This window comes from Caulobacter sp. AVps18 (assembly GCF_058681425.1).
Genome location: NZ_CM178737.1, coordinates 1,388,200 through 1,405,149, shown reverse-complemented (window position 1 = coordinate 1,405,149; position 16,950 = coordinate 1,388,200). Strand labels below are relative to the sequence as shown.

General features: G+C 66.8%; 5 protein-coding genes. 3 read left to right on the top strand and 2 right to left on the bottom strand.

Translation table 11 applies throughout. The features are described 5' to 3' along the window. Window positions 1-11: 11 nt before the first annotated feature. Window positions 12-686 carry an acyltransferase gene (locus ACW179_RS06605; protein WP_492063504.1) on the top strand — a complete coding sequence of 225 codons (675 nt, stop codon included), beginning with the start codon at window positions 12-14 and terminating at the stop codon, window positions 684-686. Between the two features lie 145 nt (window positions 687-831). Here ACW179_RS06605 and ACW179_RS06600 read toward each other — a convergent pair whose 3' ends face one another. Together ACW179_RS06600 and ACW179_RS06595 are read right to left on the bottom strand one after the other, a co-directional pair. After that, on the bottom strand, window positions 832-14,676 hold the full coding sequence (locus ACW179_RS06600; RefSeq protein ID WP_492063503.1) for a family 16 glycosylhydrolase: 13,845 nt from the start codon (window positions 14,674-14,676) through the stop codon (window positions 832-834). Window positions 14,677-15,120: 444 nt separating this feature from the next. After that, window positions 15,121-15,855 carry an SPOR domain-containing protein gene (locus ACW179_RS06595; RefSeq protein ID WP_492063502.1) on the bottom strand — a complete coding sequence of 245 codons (735 nt, stop codon included), beginning with the start codon at window positions 15,853-15,855 and terminating at the stop codon, window positions 15,121-15,123. A 133-nt stretch (window positions 15,856-15,988) separates the two neighbouring features. On the opposite strand from ACW179_RS06595, the gene ACW179_RS06590 reads away from it, so the two are divergent. After that, a complete protein-coding gene (locus tag ACW179_RS06590) occupies window positions 15,989-16,507 on the top strand; it encodes a hypothetical protein (RefSeq protein ID WP_492063501.1) in 519 nt (172 codons plus the stop codon). A 2-nt stretch (window positions 16,508-16,509) separates the two neighbouring features. Beyond that, window positions 16,510-16,920 (top strand): hypothetical protein, encoded by a 411-nt coding sequence (locus ACW179_RS06585; RefSeq protein ID WP_492063500.1) that lies wholly within the window; start codon window positions 16,510-16,512, stop codon window positions 16,918-16,920. Window positions 16,921-16,950: the final 30 nt, after the last annotated feature.

Sequence of the window (16,950 nt, the reverse complement as noted above, 5' to 3'; positions counted from 1 at the left end):
ACTTCTAGCCCATGAAAATGCTCACACCGACCTCCCGGCTGCGGACGTTGACGGCGCTGATCGTCGCCTATCTGCCGACCAACAGCCTGCGCAAGGCATTCTACAAGGCCTTGTTCGGCTACCGGTTCGGGCCCGGTTCGGGCTTGGGCCTGGGCACGGTGATCACCTGCGCGGCCTTTAGCATCGGGGCGAAAACCCATGTCGGGCGAGACAATCGCTTCATCGGTCCGTTCCGGGCCGAAATCGGCGACAATGTCATTATCGGCCGCTTCAATCGCTTTACGGCGGGAGCGATGGCGGGCGATCCGTCCAAGGCGCATATGGGCTATGCCCTGCGGTTGGTGGTCGGCGACAAGGCGCTGATCAACGACGCGCACTATTTCGATGTCTATGGCGAGATCAGCATCGGCGCCGGAACCTGGGTGGCCGGAGTCGACAGCCAGTTCTGGACCCACGGGGCCAGCGTCATCGACCGCGACATCCACATCGGGGCCGGCTGCTATCTGGGCTCGGCGGTGCGCTTCGCCCCCGGCGCGGCGATCGGCGACAATTGCATCCTGGGCATCGGCTCGGTGGTCGTCAGCCGCCTGACGGAATCGTCCTGCGTCCTGGCCGGTTTCCCGGCGCGGAAGCTGCGCGAAATTGACGCCAGCGACGACCGCCAGTTCGTGTTCGAAATGCAGTAGCCGGGCGCCTGCTTCTCGGCAGACGCCCGGCCATACGTTCTAGAGCGGGTTGCGATCTGATGGAATCAGATCGCAACCCGCTCTAGTCTTTTGTTTTCACGCGCGTTTCATTCCGAAAACCGGTTCCTACTTTTCGGAACGCGCCCTAGACCAGCCAGAAGTCGTTCAGCGTGATGGCCGCCTTGTTCGACAGCGTGGCGATCTGGACCTTGTCGGCACCATCGCCACCGTTGGCGTCATAGAACAGGGCGCCGCTGGCGGTGTCATAGAGCAGCGTGGCTTGCGCCGAGGTCGGGGCCGGAGCGACGCCACTGACGAACGAGATGTCCGCCAGGCTGACCACGCCGAAGGCCGTGGCCTTGAGCCCGATATGATCGACGCCGACCTGGAAGTCGCTGATCCGGTCCACGCCGTGGCCGATGCTGTCGAAACGGAACACGTCCGCGCCGCCGCCGCCGCTGAGCGTGTCGGCCCCGAGGCCGCCGACCAGCACATCGATCCCGGCGCCGCCGACCAGCGAATCGGTTCCAGCCCCGCCGATCACGACCGTGCCCTGGGCACTGGCGTAGCCGACGAAATTGCCGGCCCCACCGAACATCAGCACTTCGATATTGGCCGCAGCGATGACGTTGCTGACCTGGGTGATCTGGGTGTCATAGCCTTCGCCGGCGTTTTCAATGATCGCGTCGCCGTTGAAGACATAGGTGTCGTCACCCAGGCCACCGACCAGTCGGTCCGCACCGAGGCCACCGTCCAGGGTGTCATTGCCAGCGCCGCCGGTGATGACATTGACTAGGGCGTTGCCCGTGCCGGTGAAGGCGCCTGAACCGGTAAAGGTCAGGTTCTCGACATTGTCGGTCAGGACATAGGCCGACAGGGCCGTCCTGACCTGATCAAAACCTTCGTTTGCGGCCTCGATTACAACGGTTCCGGCATCCCGCACGATATAGGTGTCGTTGCCGCCAGCCCCCCGCAGCGTATCGGCCCCGCCGCCGTCATCCAGGGTGTTGATCGCCGAGTTACCTTCGAGCGTCATGGCAAAAAGGTTACCGGTCAGGTTCAGCGCGGAGGTCCCGGTCAGGATCACGCGCTCGACCTGGGCACCGGCTGTCACGGTCCAGTTTCTGGAGACCCAGACCGTGTCAAAGCCCTCACCGGCAAGCTCAACCACAGCGTCAGAACTGTTTTCGACGACATAGAGGTCATTGCCCGCGCCGCCGACCAGGGAGTCAATGCCCGCTCCGCCATCCAGCGTGTCCGCGCCGCCGGCACCGATCAGGGTGTCGGCCGAGGTGCCGCCCGTCAGCAGCACCGAGACAGCCGCTGCGTCAGTCGAAACCCTCTGGTCGGCAAACCAGAGCTGCTCGACCCCAACCAGCCAGTCGGTTCCTTCACCGCCGCTGACCAGGGTGTCGCGCACCGTAAAGGCGCCCGTGCCCGTCGGTGTGACCACATAGCGCGCGCGATCGCCGACAAAGACCGCCGCATCGATGCCCGCACCACCCGTCAGGGTGTCATTGCCAAGCCCGCCGCTCAGCGCGTCCGCGCCTGCGCCGCCGGTCAGCGCATCGGTGCCCGTCGTGCCCGTCAGCCACAGGCCCGTCGCTGCAGTGGTTGCATCGACCGTCTGGTCGCTGAAGGCCAGCTGCTCGACGCCTTGCAGACGGTCCAGGCCCTCGGCCCCGCTCACATAGAGGCCACCGACACCATCGCCATAGACCGTGTAGGCCGCGCGAGCACCGGCAAAGCGAGCCGTATCCGTTCCCGCACCGCCCACCAGGCTGTCATCGCCCAGGCCGCCGATCAGGATGTCGGCACCCGCGCCGCCCGTCAGGGTGTCGGCTGCGTTGGTGCCCGTCAGCCAAAGGGCCGTGGCCGCTGTAGCGGCATCGACCGTCTGGTCAGAGAAGACCAGTTGCTCGACGCCTTGCAGGCGATCAAAGCCGTCTGCCCCGCTCACATAGAAGCCGCCCGCGCCGTCGCCATAGATGACGTAGTCAGCACGCTGGCTGGCGAAGCGAACCGTATCCGTTCCAGCGCCGCCGACCAGGCTGTCGTCGCCCAGGCCACCGATCAGGATGTCATCGCCCGCGCCGCCCGTCAGGGTGTCGGCTGCGTTGGTGCCCATCAGCCACAGGGCCGTAGCGGCCGTGGAGGCGTCGACTGTCTGGTCGCTGAAGCCCAGCGACTCGACGTCCTGCAGACGATCAAAGCCCTCAGCGCCGCTGACGTAGAGGCCACCGACGCCGTCGCCATAGATCGTGTAGTCGGCGCGCTGGCCAGTGAACCTGGCCGTGTCCGTTCCGTCGCCGCCCACAAGGGCGTCATCGCCCAGGCCGCCGATCAGGATGTCGGCACCCGCGCCGCCCGTCAGGGTGTCGGCTGCGTTGGTGCCCGTCAGCCACAGGGCCGAGGCCGCTGTAGCGGCATCGACCGTCTGGTCGGCGAAGGCCAGTTGCTCGACGCCTTGCAGGCGATCAAAGCCGTCTGCGCCGCTGACATAGAGGCCGCCCGCGCCGTCGCCATAGATCGCATGGTCGGCACGCTGGCCGGCAAAGCGGGCCATGTCGGTGCCGTCGCCGCCCACCAGGCTGTCATCGCCCAGGCCGCCGATCAGGATGTCGTCGCCCGCGCCGCCCGTCAGAGTCTCGGCTGCGTTCGTGCCCGTCAGCCACAGGGCAGTGGCCGCTGTAGCGGCATCGACCGTCAGGTCGGCAAAGGCCAGTTGCTCGACGCCTTGCAGCCTGTCGAAGCCTTCGGCCCCGACGACATACAGACCGCCGACACCGTCGCCATAGATCGTGTAGTCGGCGCGTGCACCAGCAAAGCGAGCCGTATCAGCGCCCGCGCCGCCGACCAGGCTGTCATCGCCCAGGCCACCGATCAGGATGTCATCGCCCGCGCTGCCCGTCAGGGTGTCGGCTGCGTTGGTGCCCGTCAGCCACAGGGCCGAGGCCGCTGTAGCGGCATCGACCGTCTGGTCGGCGAAGGCCAGTTGCTCGACGCCTTGCAGGCGATCAAAGCCGTCTGCGCCGCTGACATAGAGGCCGCCCGCGCCGTCGCCATAGATCGCATGGTCGGCACGCTGGCCGGCAAAGCGGGCCATGTCGGTGCCGTCGCCGCCCACCAGGCTGTCATCGCCCAGGCCGCCGATCAGGATGTCGTCGCCCGCGCCGCCCGTCAGAGTCTCGGCTGCGTTCGTGCCCGTCAGCCACAGGGCAGTGGCCGCTGTAGCGGCATCGACCGTCAGGTCGGCAAAGGCCAGTTGCTCGACGCCTTGCAGCCTGTCGAAGCCTTCGGCCCCGACGACATACAGACCGCCGACACCGTCGCCATAGATCGTGTAGTCGGCGCGCTGGCCGGCAAAGCGAGCCGTGTCGGTACCGTCGCCGCCCACCAGGCTGTCATCGCCCAGGCCGCCGATCAGGACGTCATCGCCCGCGCCGCCCGTCAGCGTGTCGACTGCGTTAGTGCCCGTCAGCCATACGGCCGTGGCCGCTGTAGCGGCATCGACCGTCTGGTCGGCGAAGGCCAGCTGCTCGACGCCTTGCAGCCTGTCGAAGCCTTCGGCCCCGACGACATACAGACCGCCGACACCGTCGCCATAGATCGTGTAGTCGGCGCGCTGGCCGGCGAAACGGGCCGTGTCAGCACCGTCGCCGCCCACCAGGGCGTCATCGCCCAGGCCGCCGATCAGGATGTCGGCACCCGCGCCGCCCGTCAGGGTGTCGGCTGCGTTGGTGCCCGTCAGCCAAAGGGCCGTAGCCGCCGTGGCGGCATCGACCGTCTGGTCGCTGAAGCCGAGCGACTCGACGTCCTGCAGACGATCAAAACCCTCAGCGCCGCTGACAATGAGACCGCCCGCGCCGTCGCCATAGATCGTGTAGTCCGCGCGTGCACCAGCAAAGCGAGCCGTATCAGCGCCCGCGCCGCCGACCAGGCTGTCATCGCCCAGGCCGCCGTTCAGGATGTCATCGCCCGCGCTGCCCGTCAGGGTGTCGGCTGCGTTGGTGCCCGTCAGCCACAGGGCCGAGGCCGCTGTAGCGGCATCGACCGTCAGGTCGGCAAAGGCCAGTTGCTCGACGCCTTGCAGCCTGTCGAAGCCTTCGGCCCCGACGACATACAGACCGCCGACACCGTCGCCATAGATCGTGTAGTCGGCGCGCTGGCCGGCGAAACGGGCCGTGTCAGCACCGTCGCCGCCCACCAGGGCGTCATCGCCCAGGCCGCCGATCAGGATGTCATCGCCCGCGCCGCCCGTCAGCGTGTCGGCGCTGGCCGTGCCCGTCAGCCAAAGGGCCGTAGCCGCCGTGGCGGCATCGACCGTCTGGTCGCTGAAGCCGAGCGACTCGACGTCCTGCAGACGATCAAAACCCTCAGCGCCGCTGACAATGAGACCGCCCGCGCCGTCGCCATAGATCGTGTAGTCCGCGCGTGCACCAGCAAAGCGAGCCGTATCAGCGCCCGCGCCGCCGACCAGGCTGTCATCGCCCAGGCCACCGTTCAGGATGTCATCGCCCGCGCTGCCCGTCAGGGTGTCGGCTGCGTTGGTGCCCGTCAGCCACAGGGCAGTGGCCGCTGTAGCGGCATCGACCGTCTGGTCGGCGAAAGCCAGGTGCTCGACGCCATGCAGGCGATCAAAGCCGTCTGCGCCGCTGACATAGAGACCGCCCGCGCCGTCGCCATAGACCGTGTAGTCGGCGCGCGCGCCTGCGAACCTGGCCGTGTCCGTTCCATCGCCGCCCACAAGGGCGTCATCGCCCAGGCCGCCGATCAGGATGTCGTCGCCCGCGTCGCCCGTCAGGGTGTCGGCGCTGGCCGTGCCCGTCAGCCACACGGCCGTCGCAGCGAAGGCCGCATCGACGCTGACGTCGCTGAAGCTCAGGTGTTCGACGGCCTGCAGGCGATCAGATCCGTCGGCGCCGCTGACATAGAAGCCGCCCGCGCCGTCGCCATAGATGACGTAGTCAGCACGCTGGCTGGCGAAACGCACGGTATCGACGCCGTCGCCGCCCACCAGGCTGTCATCGCCCAGGCCGCCGATCAGAACGTCATCGCCCGCGCCGCCGGTCAGGGTGTCGGCGCTGGCCGTACCCGTCAGCCAAAGACCGGTCGCCGCCGTTGCCGCATCCACCGTCTGGTCGGCGAAGGCCAGGCTCTCGATCTCTTGCAGGTGATCAAAGCCCTCGGCCCCGACCACATACAGACCGCCGACGCCGTCGCCATAGACCACATAGTCGGCGCGCTGGCCGGCAAAGCGGGCCGTATCCGCGCCGGTGCCGCCCACAAGGGCGTCATCGCCCAGGCCGCCCGTCAGCGCGTCATCGCCAGAACCGCCCGTCAGCGTGTCGGCTGCGTTCGTGCCAACAAGCCACAGCCCGCTAACGGCCGAGGCCAGAGCAACGGCGCCGTCGGCGAACCGCACGGTCTCGATCCCGACCAGGCTGTCGAGACCCTCAGCGGCGCTGTTCACATAGAAGCCGCCGAGGCCATCGCTATAGACCGTGTAGGCCGCGCGAGCGTCGGCATAGACAGCGACATCGAAGCCAAGGCCGCCGTCCAGGACGTCGTCGCCGCCGGCACCGGTCAGGATGTCATCGCCCGCGCCGCCCGTCAGGGTGTCGGCGCCGGCCGTGCCGGTCAGCAACAGGCCGGTGACGGCGTCGGCGATCGCGACCTCGCCATCAGCAAATTTCAGGTGCTCGATGGAGACCAACTGGTCATTGCCGTCGGTGCCCAGGGTGTCGCGCACGGAATAGCCGCCCGCCCCGTCCGAATAGACAGCGTAGCGCGAGCGCAGGCCATCATAGCCCGCCACATCGTCGCCGGCGCCGCCGTCGAGAAGATCATTCTCGCCCGCGCCGATCAGGATGTCGTCGCCGGCCCCGCCCGTCAGGGTCTGGGCCGCAGCGTCGCCGATCAGCCACTGCGCGGTGACGGCGTCAGCCACGGCGACCGTCTGGTCGGCGAAGCCCAAGGTCTCGATGCCGACCAGATGGTCGGTCCCGGCGCCGCCGTCGGCGGCGTCCTTGATGAAATAGTCGCCATTGGCACCCGCATAGACGGTGTAGCGCGCCCGATCACCGGCGTAGCGCGACTGGTCACTGCCAGCGCCGCCCTCGATCAGGTCATCGCCCGCACCGCCTGTCAGCACGTCGCCGCCAGCACCGCCGGTCAGGGTGTCAGCGGCCGTCGTTCCCGTCAGCCACAGGCCCGTCGCGGCCGTTGCCGCATCCACCGTCTGGTCGGCGAAGCGCAGGCTTTCGACGCCTTGCAGGTGATCAAAGCCCTCGGCACCGCTCACATAGAGACCACCGGCACCGTCGTCATAGACCGCGTAGTCGGCGCGTTGGCCCGCATAGGCCGCCGCGTCGGCACCGTCGCCGCCCACCAGGGTGTCGTCGCCGAGACCACCGGTCAGCACGTCGGACCCGACATCGCCGCTGAGGGTCTCGGCCGCAGCCGTGCCCGTCAGCCACAGACCGGTCGCCGCCGTTGCCGCATCCACCGTCTGGTCGGCGAAGGCCAGGCTTTCGACGCCCTGCAGGCGATCCAGCCCTTCGGGGCCCTGCACATAGAGACCGCCGACGCCGTCATCATAGACGGCGTAGTCGGCGCGCGCGCCGGCATAGACCGCCGTATCGGCACCATCGCCACCGACCAGGCTGTCATCGCCCAGGCCGCCGGTCAGAACGTCGCCGCCCGCCTCGCCGGTCAGGGTGTCGGCGCCAGCTGCGCCAGCCAGCCACAGGCCCGAAGCCAGGGCCGCCGGGTCAAGAGTCTGGTCGGCGAAGCGCAGCGCCTCGATCCCGGTCAGGCGATCCAGCCCCTCGGCGCCGCGCACCACAAAGCCGCCGACGCCATCGCCATAGACCGTGTAGTCGGTCGACTGACCGGCATAGACGGCCGTATCCTGGCCCGCGCCGCCGTTCAGAACGTCGTCGCCGCCCAGGCCGGTCAGGGTATCGGCGCCCGCGCCGCCTGCCAGGGTTTCAGCCGCCGCCGAGCCCGTCAGGGAGATCGGCAACACTGACGAGCCCAGGTCGAAGACGCCGTCCGTGAACTGTAGATATTCAACCGACGTCAGGCGGTCGGTGCCCTCGGCGCCGCTGACGAAGTAGCCGCCCCGGCCATCGCCGAGGATTACATAGTCGCCGGCCGGACCGGCATAGACCACCGTGTCGGTGCCCGCGCCGCCCTCGATCAGATCATCGCCCGCCAGACCGTTCAGGCGATCATCGCCCGCGCCGCCGGTCAGGGTGTCATCGCCGGTCGTACCGGTCAGCCACAGGCCCGTGGCCGTCGCGGCCGAATCGACATCGCCGTCGGCGAAGCGCAGCGTCTCGACTGCCAGCAGATGATCAAGACCATTGGCGCCGATGACATAGACGCCGCCCGCGCCGTCGCCCATCACCACATAGGCGGCGCGCTGGCCGGCATAGATCGCCGTATCGGCACCGGCCCCGCCGTCGATCAGGTCATCGCCCGCCGCGCCGGTCAGGACATCATTGCCCGCGCTGCCCGTCAGGGTATCCGCGTCGGCCGTGCCCACCAGCCACAAGCCGGTTGCCGCAGTCGCCAGGTCCAGGGTCTGGTCGGCGAAGCCGGCGCTCTCGACACCCTGAAGGTGGTCAAAACCTTCAGCGCCGCTGACATAGAAGCCGCCCGCGCCGTCGCCATAGATCGCATGATCAGCGGCCAGGCCCGAATAGAGCGCCGTATCCGCGCCCGCGCCGCCGCCGAGCAGATCGTCGCCCTGGGCGCCGGTCAGCAGGTCGTCGCCGGCATCGCCGGTCAGGGTGTCATCGCCGGCGCTACCCGTCAGCCAGAGACCGGTCGCCGTCGCTGCCGGATCCACAGGGCCATCCGAGAACAGCAGGGTCTCGACGCCGGTCACATGGTCCAGGCCCTCATCGGCACCGCTGGACAGATCGCGAACATAGTAGCCGCCGACCCCGTCAGAATAGACACCATAGGCCGAGCGAGGCCCGGCATAGACGGCCGTATCCAGGCCCGCGCCACCGTCGATCAGGTCATTGCCAGAGCCACCGCGCAGCAGATCGCCGCCGCCAAAGCCCAGCAGGGTGTCTGCGCCGGCCAGGCCCGCGAAGATATCGCCGCCCTCAGAGCCTTCCAGACTGTCTTCGAAGGCGCCGCCGTCAGCGATATTGCCGATAGCCAGGCTCTCGAGATCCGCAGTGATATCCGAGAACTTGCCCTTCTCGACCGCGAACACGTGATCATAGCCGTCGAGCACGATCGCGGGCTCACCCTCGACCGGAGGGGTGGCGACCCGGTTGTCGATCACATAGTAGCCGCCCAGGCCGCTACGATAGACCGAGTAGTCAGACGCCGCGCCCGAATAGACCGCGATATCGACGCCGTCGCCGCCATAGAGGGTGTCGTTTCCGCCACCGCCGAACAGGGTGTCGTGGCCATACGTGCCCGACAGGTTTTCGCCCTCGATGGTGCCGCCCCGGTAAGATCCCGGAGCGTCGGCCGCCGAGACGGTGCGATCGCTGAAACGGAAGGACTCGACATTGGTCACGTGGTCGAAGCCGTCGACCGAACTGGTGACCACATTGCCGATATAGAAGCCACCGGCGTCGTCGCCATAGATCGTGTAGGACGCGCGCTCGCCATAGTAGAAAGCGACGTCTTCGCCGTCGCCGCCGTCGATGGTGTCATTGCCCGCGCCGCCGACCAGGGTGTCAGCACCCGCGCCGCCAAGAACAAGGTCGTTGGCGCCATAGCCGAACACCATGTCGTCCTGGGCGCCGCCCGAGACGGTTTCTTCAAGCTTCGAGCCCTGGATGTAGAGCCCCGAGCTGATGTCGGCCAGGACGCCGGCCTGGTCGAGGAACTGGATCTGTTCGACCGCCGACAGGTGGTCTGCGCCGCCGGTCAGCTGGTGGCTGATGATGAAATAGCCGTCGTGGCCGTCGCTGAGCACCGAATAGTCGCCGCGCACGCCGGTGTAGACCACGGTGTCGACGCCGTTGCCGCCGAAGATATCGCCATTGCCGCCCAGCGACAGGTTGAAGCCCGCGCCACCGATGATGGTGTCATTGCCGGCACCGCCGAAGGCGCCCGTGCTGACTGTGGCATCGACCACCACGCCCGTAGACGGGTTGGCGATGGTGACGCCCGGGATCGAATAGGCCTTGATGAAGTCGATATCGAACGGGTTCGAGGCCAGGGCCGCGTCGTCAATCGGGTTGTTCGTGCCGCCGAAATTGCCGCCCAGCGCCAGGTTGACCAGCATGTACATCGGCTGGTGCAGATCGGCCGGGGTGGCGACGCGATAGACCTCAGCGCCGTCGATATACCAGACGATGAAACTGGCGTCCCAAAGCAGGCCGTAGGTGTGGAATTCGGTGGCCGCGCCCGCCGTATAGGCGATGTCGGCGGTCTTGCCGCCGGGGATGTTGATGTTGTGCAGCGTCAGATAGCTGCTGTTGGGATCGGCGCCCCGCGCCTCAAGAATATCGATCTCGGGCGGGTTGCTGCCGCTGGTGGGCAGCAGCCAGAAGGCGGGCCACGCCCCCGACGCCGCCGGCAACTTGGCCCGCATTTCGTAATAGCCATAGGTCTGGCTGAACGAGGCCTGGGTCGTCAGCAGGCCCGAGAGATAGTTGAAGTTATAGAGATCGGACTTCAGGGCCTCGGGCGTGACGCTGCCGGTAATGCTGAGCACGCCGTTGTTGATGGAGAACGGGTTCAGCCCCAGAGGCGCGTCGCTGGTGCCAGCATAGGCGGCGTCGACATACAGTTGCTGTTCGCCGGTGGCCTGCAGGGTGCGGCTGGTCAAAGGACCAGCGCCGCGATAGCCGTAGCTCGTCTGCCAGTTGCCGGTAACGCCGTCGGTCAGGCTGAGGCTGTCGAAATTGTCGTCGAACGCCAGGACAAGACCGCTACGGTCCAGTGACAGGCTGAAATTCTGGGCGGTGAAGGCTTCGATCGTGGTGTTGCGCAGCAGCACCTGGTCTGTGCCCGTAAGGGTCAGCAGCACGTCCGAACCGACCTGCTGCATGTGCGCCTTGACCGCGTCCAGCGAGGTCAGTTCCGAGCCCTGGATGCGCAGCTTGTCGCCGCCCGCGCCGGTGGTGAAGTCGGTGATCACGTCATAGCCCGAGCCCGGGCCAAACACGAACTCGTCGGCACCGCCGCCGCCGGTAAGGGTGTCATTGCCGGCCAGGCCGAACATCACCTGCGCATTGGCGTCACCGATGATGGAATTGGCCAGGGCATTGCCCACGCCGGTCAAACGCGCGCCGTTGCTGCCGGCCCCGAACATCCTCAGGTTTTCGACATTGTCGGCCAGAACGTGAGTGACCGTCGCGACGACCGTGTCCGTACCCTGGCCCGCCTGCTCGACGATCCGGACGTTGCTGTTAAGGATCACATAGGTGTCGTCGCCCAGGCCACCCGTCAGGGTGTCGATCCCGCTACCGCCGGTCAGGACGTTGCCCAGGTCGTTGCCGACGCCGTTGAAGGGGCCGGTGCCTGTGAAGGTCAGGTTTTCGAGGTTGGCCCCGAGCGTGTAGCTGGCCAGATTGGTGCGCACCGTATCGGCACCCTGCCCGGCCAGTTCGGTCACGACGTCGCTGACGCTGTCAACGATATAGACGTCGTTGCCCCTGCCGCCGACCAGGGTGTCGGCGCCCGCGCCGCCATCCAGGGTGTTGGCACCGTCATTGCCGACCAGGCGATTGGCCAGGGCGTTGCCGGTCAGGGACAGGTTGCTGACACCCGTGAGGGTCAGCTGCTCGACCTCGACGCCGGCCGCCAGGGCGTAGCTGATCGAGGCGCGGATCTCGTCAAAGCCTTCGCCGGTCAGTTCCACGACCCGGTCGGCCGCGTTGTCGACGATATAGAGATCGGCACCCAGGCCGCCGGCCATGCTGTCTTCGCCGGCCCCGCCGTCGAGGGTATCGCCGCCACCCGCGCCAATCAGGCTGTCATTGCCTGCGGTGCCGGCCAGGGACGCGCCCTGGGCGGTCGCATTGGCCGAGACCACGCCGTCGGCGAAGGCCAGCCACTCGACCGAGGTCAGGGCATCGCTGCCGTCGCCGGTGAAACCCGCCAGGGTGTCGACCACCCGGAAGCCACCAGCGCCGTCCGGCGTAACCGTGTAGCGCCCGCGCGCGCCGCCATAGACCGCAGTGTCGTTGCCGGTCTGGCCATTGATCGAGTCGTTACCGGCTGAGCCGATCAGGGTGTCATCCCCAAGACCGCCCACGATCGTTCCCGCCGCCACCAGGGCGCGGGGATCAAAGACGCCGTCGGAGAACTGAAGAAACTCGACGCCGGTCAGACGATCGCGGCCCTCACTGCCGGCACCCAGCAGATTGTCTTCGACATAGTAGCCGCCCGCGCCGTCGGGGCGAACGGTGTAGCGCGAGGCCGGCCCGGCATAGAGGGCCACATCAAGGCCCGAGCCACCGGTCAGAGTGTCGTCGCCATCTCGGCCAATAAGGAGATTGGAACCACCGGTCGCTGTCAGGGCATCGGCACCCGCGCTACCGACCAGAGCGGTTCCGCCGACCAGACTTTCGACCGCATATTTGCCGTCGGAGAAGCCCAGGGTCTCGACGCCCGACACTTGATCGACGCCCGTATTACCCGACGTCGCGGAATCGCGGACGTAGTAGACCGCGCCGGCGCTGTAGATCGTGTAGCGCGACGCCGCGCCCACATAGATCGCGATGTCCAGGCCGTCGCCGCCCTCCAGCGTATCGGCCCCAAGGCCACCCACCAGCACGTCGTCGCCCGACGACCCGGTCAGGACGTCAGCCAAAGGACCGCCCACCCGCATCAGGCCTTGAACATAGTTCTGGACCTGGCCGCTCTGGTCGGCAAACTGCAGGGTCTCGATGGAGATCAGGTGGTCGCGACCCTCGACGCCGGTCTGGTCGTCGACATAGTAGCCGCCTACGCCGTCACTATAGACGTTGTAGCGCGAGGCTTCGCCGGCATAGGCGGCAATGTCGGCGCCGTCGCCGCCATTCAGCGTATCGTCGCCGCCGGCCCCGATCAGCAGGTCTTCGCCGGCCGTACCCGTCAGACCATCGGCGGCCGCGGTCGAAAGCAGCAAAAGCCCGGTCGCTGTCGCGGCCGGACCGAAGGTGCTGTCGGAGAATTGCAGAAACTCGACCGACGTCAGGTAGTCGCGGCCCTCATTGGCGGCGCCGGCCCGGTGATCGACCACATAGAAGCCGCCAGCACCGTCGCCATAGACGGCATAGTCCGCCCGCGCGCCGGTGTAGACAGCCAGGTCATCGCCCGCGCCGCCCTGAATCACATCATCGCCGCCCAGACCCCGGAACTCGTCGGCGGCCGAGCCGCCGATCAGGGTATCAGCGCCGCTCGAGCCCAGCAGGAACGCGCCCGTCGCGGCCTCGCCGATGGCCACCAGGCCGTCGGAAAACTGCAAGCGCTCGACGCCGATCAGGCGGTCATTGCCGTCGCTGCCCGGGACCTGCGTGTCGTGGACAAAGAAGCCGCCGACGCCGTCGGGGGTGACGACATAACGAGCGCGAACGCCGGCATAGACGGCCACGTCTTCGCCCAGGCCACCCTCAAGAGTATCGTCGCCCAAGCCACCGTTCAGGGTGTCGGCACCGTCAAGGCCCAGCAGAAGGTCAGCCGCTGCGCCACCGGTCAGGACGTTGGCCAGGGCGTTGCCCGTGCCGGTGAAGGCGCCGGAGCCCACATAGGTGACGGACTCGACCTCCGAGCCCAGGCCGTAGGTCGCGAGCGTGGTCCGGACAAGGTCGGTGCCGCCGCCGGCGGCCTCGACCACGACGTCGCTGACGCTGTCGACCAGAAACACATCATTGCCGGTGCCGCCGACCAGGGTGTCGTCGCCAAGACCGCCGTCCAGGGTGTCGTCGCCTGCGCCGCCGACCAGGGAGTCGGCGTTCACGCCGCCGGTGATCCTGTTGGCCAGAGTGTTCCCGGTCCCGGCGAAGGTCGCGCCGCCGGTATAGACCAGGGCCTCGACCTCGGCCCCGAGGGTATAGCTGGCAAGGGCGGTGCGGACGGTGTCGAAGCCGCCATTGGCGCTTTCAGTGACCCGGTCGCCGACATTGTCGACGATGAAAACGTCGTCGCCGCCGGCACCGGTGAGGGTATCGGCCCCCACGCCGCCATCCAGCGTATCAGCCCCCGCTCCACCAAACAGCCTGTCGGCGCCGACATTGCCGGTGACGAGGGTTCCCGCCGCATTGGCATACCCGGTGAAGGCGGCCGCGCCGCTATAAACCAGGGCCTCGACATTGGTCGCTGCGATGGCGCTGACCAGGGTGGTAATCTGGGTGTCGTAGCCTTCGCCCGCGACCTCGACGATCGAATCGCTGGCGCTGTCGACATAGTAGACGTCATTGCCCAGGCCGCCGATCAGGCGATCAGCGCCGGCACCGCCGTCCAGGGTGTCGTTGCCCGACGCGCCCGTGATGACATTGGCCAAGGCATTGCCGGTTCCGAAGAAGCCGCCCGTGCCGATGAAGGTCAGATTCTCGACATTGGCGGTGAGGCCGTAGGAGGCCAGGGTGGTCCTGACCAGATCGGTGCCTTCGCCAGCGTTCTCAATGACCAGGGTCGCAGCGTTGCGCACCACATAGGTGTCGTTGCCGGCCATGGCCTTCAGCGTATCGGCGCCGCCGCCGTCGTCGAGGGTGTTGATCGCGGAATTGCCCTCGATCAGCATGGCGCCCAGGTTGCCGGTCGCGTTCAGGCTGGCCGTACCCGTCAGGATGATGCGTTCGATCGAGGACCCGGCGGTGGCGGCCCAGGTCTTGGAGGTCTGAACGGTGTCGTAGCCCTCGCCAGCCGCTTCCACGACGGCGTCGCCAGCATTGTCAACGATATAGAGATCATCGCCCAGGCCACCGAGCAGCGAATCGGCACCCGCCCCGCCGTCCAGCGTTTCGTTGGCCGAAGTCCCCGTGAGGGTATCAACGCCAGCGGTGCCCACCAAATTGCTCATCTATATCCCCGCGGCCAGGAGCAAACTCCCAACCCAACTTCGGACAGACCGATCACTATCCGCTAGCCGCAGACAGCAAGCGTTATGCCATAGACATCAAACGCCTGACGACCTGAGTTCACGCTTTATAAACCAAAATACGCGCGAAGGGCGCATCGGATGCATTGGACGGACTTTGCCACAAACCCGGTACTCATTGGCCACAGACTCTCCTGAAAGGAGAGCGCCAGCCGGGTTGGAAAGGTCTATTCGCGCCGCATAAACTCAATCGAAAGTTTTCACCTGCCGCGCAACATGGTTCAAGGCTGATTAACCTTCCAGGCGAGCGTCGCGACAGGATTTCTGGCATGTGCGATTTTGGCACCTAAGCACCGTCAGCATTGCCCCAAACCAGGACAGCTCAAGGCTTTGCGACATGCGCAGTGTTCCAGCCTGGCACGCGACCTAACCGCGCAGGAAGCACGGGCGTCCCAAAACGGTCAGGCGCCGGCAAAGATCGCGGGCCGCATCGCGCGATGCAAAGCCACCGACCAGCAATCGATTATAAGTCTTGCCTCCAACAGCGGCCGTCTCGACCTGAGGCGACAGACCAGCAAGATCCAGACCACCGACCGCGCGCAGCTTGCCCCACTCCTGCAGCGCCTGCTGTGGCGTGGTGAAGGCTCCTAGCTGGACCCTTGCAGGGGTCACCTGGGCGGAAGACGGCGGCGTGGCGGCCGTCGGGCGCGCGGGCGCGGGCGCAGGCGCGGACACGACTGGAAGCTCTTTGGCCCCAACCTGCGAGGCCTTGGTGCCTCCCGGCGCGCAGGTGGCCTCGACCACGCGAGCCAGCAGGGTGTCTTCCGCAGCCGCCCGCCATTCGGCCCGCGGACCGATCCGCGCCAACGGCTCGCCGCCCCGCGGTTCGGCAAAGAGCACCAGTTCCTCGAGTTGGAAGCGTCGCGCCGTGCAGTCCACCCGGGCGGCGCCGTCGACCGCGCCGACGCCCATCCGCTCGGCATAGCTGGCGCGGGCACCCCGGTCGCGGAAGGAAACACGCCATTGGCCCGGCACCTCGCCGGGGGTCCGCTCGACCAGGCGCAGGACGCTATCGGCCGAAGCCACGGTGACGGGCGGAGCGGCGGCGATGGAAATCACCGAAAGAAACAGCGCCGGAAACATCCGAAACCCTACCGACATGAAGCGTCCGCCCCCCCGAGAAAGGGCTGACCTGGGGCTGAAATTCCATTGACGAGGCCGGGACTTCATCGCAATCCAAGGTTCATTCTGCGGGTCGACGTCGATCGGTTCCAAGCGGTTCGGAGTATCGGACATGAGCATCGTGTTGATCGCACTGGCCGCCGCTGCCAGCGGCGGGTTCAAACTGCCGCATTTGCCGCTGCCGCGTCTGCCCAAGACCATTGAAATACCGGACATGAGCCTAAGCGACGTCAAGGCCCGCCAGAAGCGCGTCGCAGGCTGGAACCTGGTCGTCTACAAGGATTCCTTCACCGGCGTCACGAGTTGCCGGCTTTACAAGTCGAGGATCGCCTACGAGAGCGGCAAGGTCGCCTTTCAGTTCTCGCCCTCGACCGACACATCGCGGGCCACCTACCGGATCGCGGGCGGCCCAGTCATGACGGCCGTGGCGCCCCTGGACACCTTCATGAACACCAACCTCGCCCGCCTGGAGAACCCCAGCCAGGGCCGAGTGGTCGTTCCCGCCGCCGATCTCGTTGGGGCCGCTGACGTGGCAATCCGCCCGCGCTATGCCCGCAAGGCCAGGACTTTCAAGCTCAAGGGCATGGACAAGGCATTAGCCCAGGCCGACGCCAAGGGTTGCCCACGCTAGACTTGGTCGAGGCTGAAACAGGGGGATCGCCATTGAGCGTCCAGCGGATCACCAATCTTCCCAACGGCGGCGGCGGCAATTCAGGTCGCGACGTCTGGTTCGCGATTGAAACGGAAGATGGCGTGCGCCAGGAACTTCAGATCTATCTGCACCAGTTAGACACCTTTATCCTTGGCCTGCGCCGCTTCGGGGCCAGTGCGGAGGATCTGCTCGAACAGAACTATCCCGGATCCAGCGGCGCGCTTGAGAAATACTCACCGACGGCCGTCGGCTTCAAGGCCAGGAAAGGCGACGACGGCACGATCAGCCTCTCGCTTCTTGATGAAATGGGCACGCCGGTGCGAGTCAATCTTCCGCCCAGCAGTATAAAGCCCCTCCTTATCGAGCTTTTGAAGGCTATCGGGTCAAAATAGTTAAGCTGTCATTCATTGTTATCGCTTTGT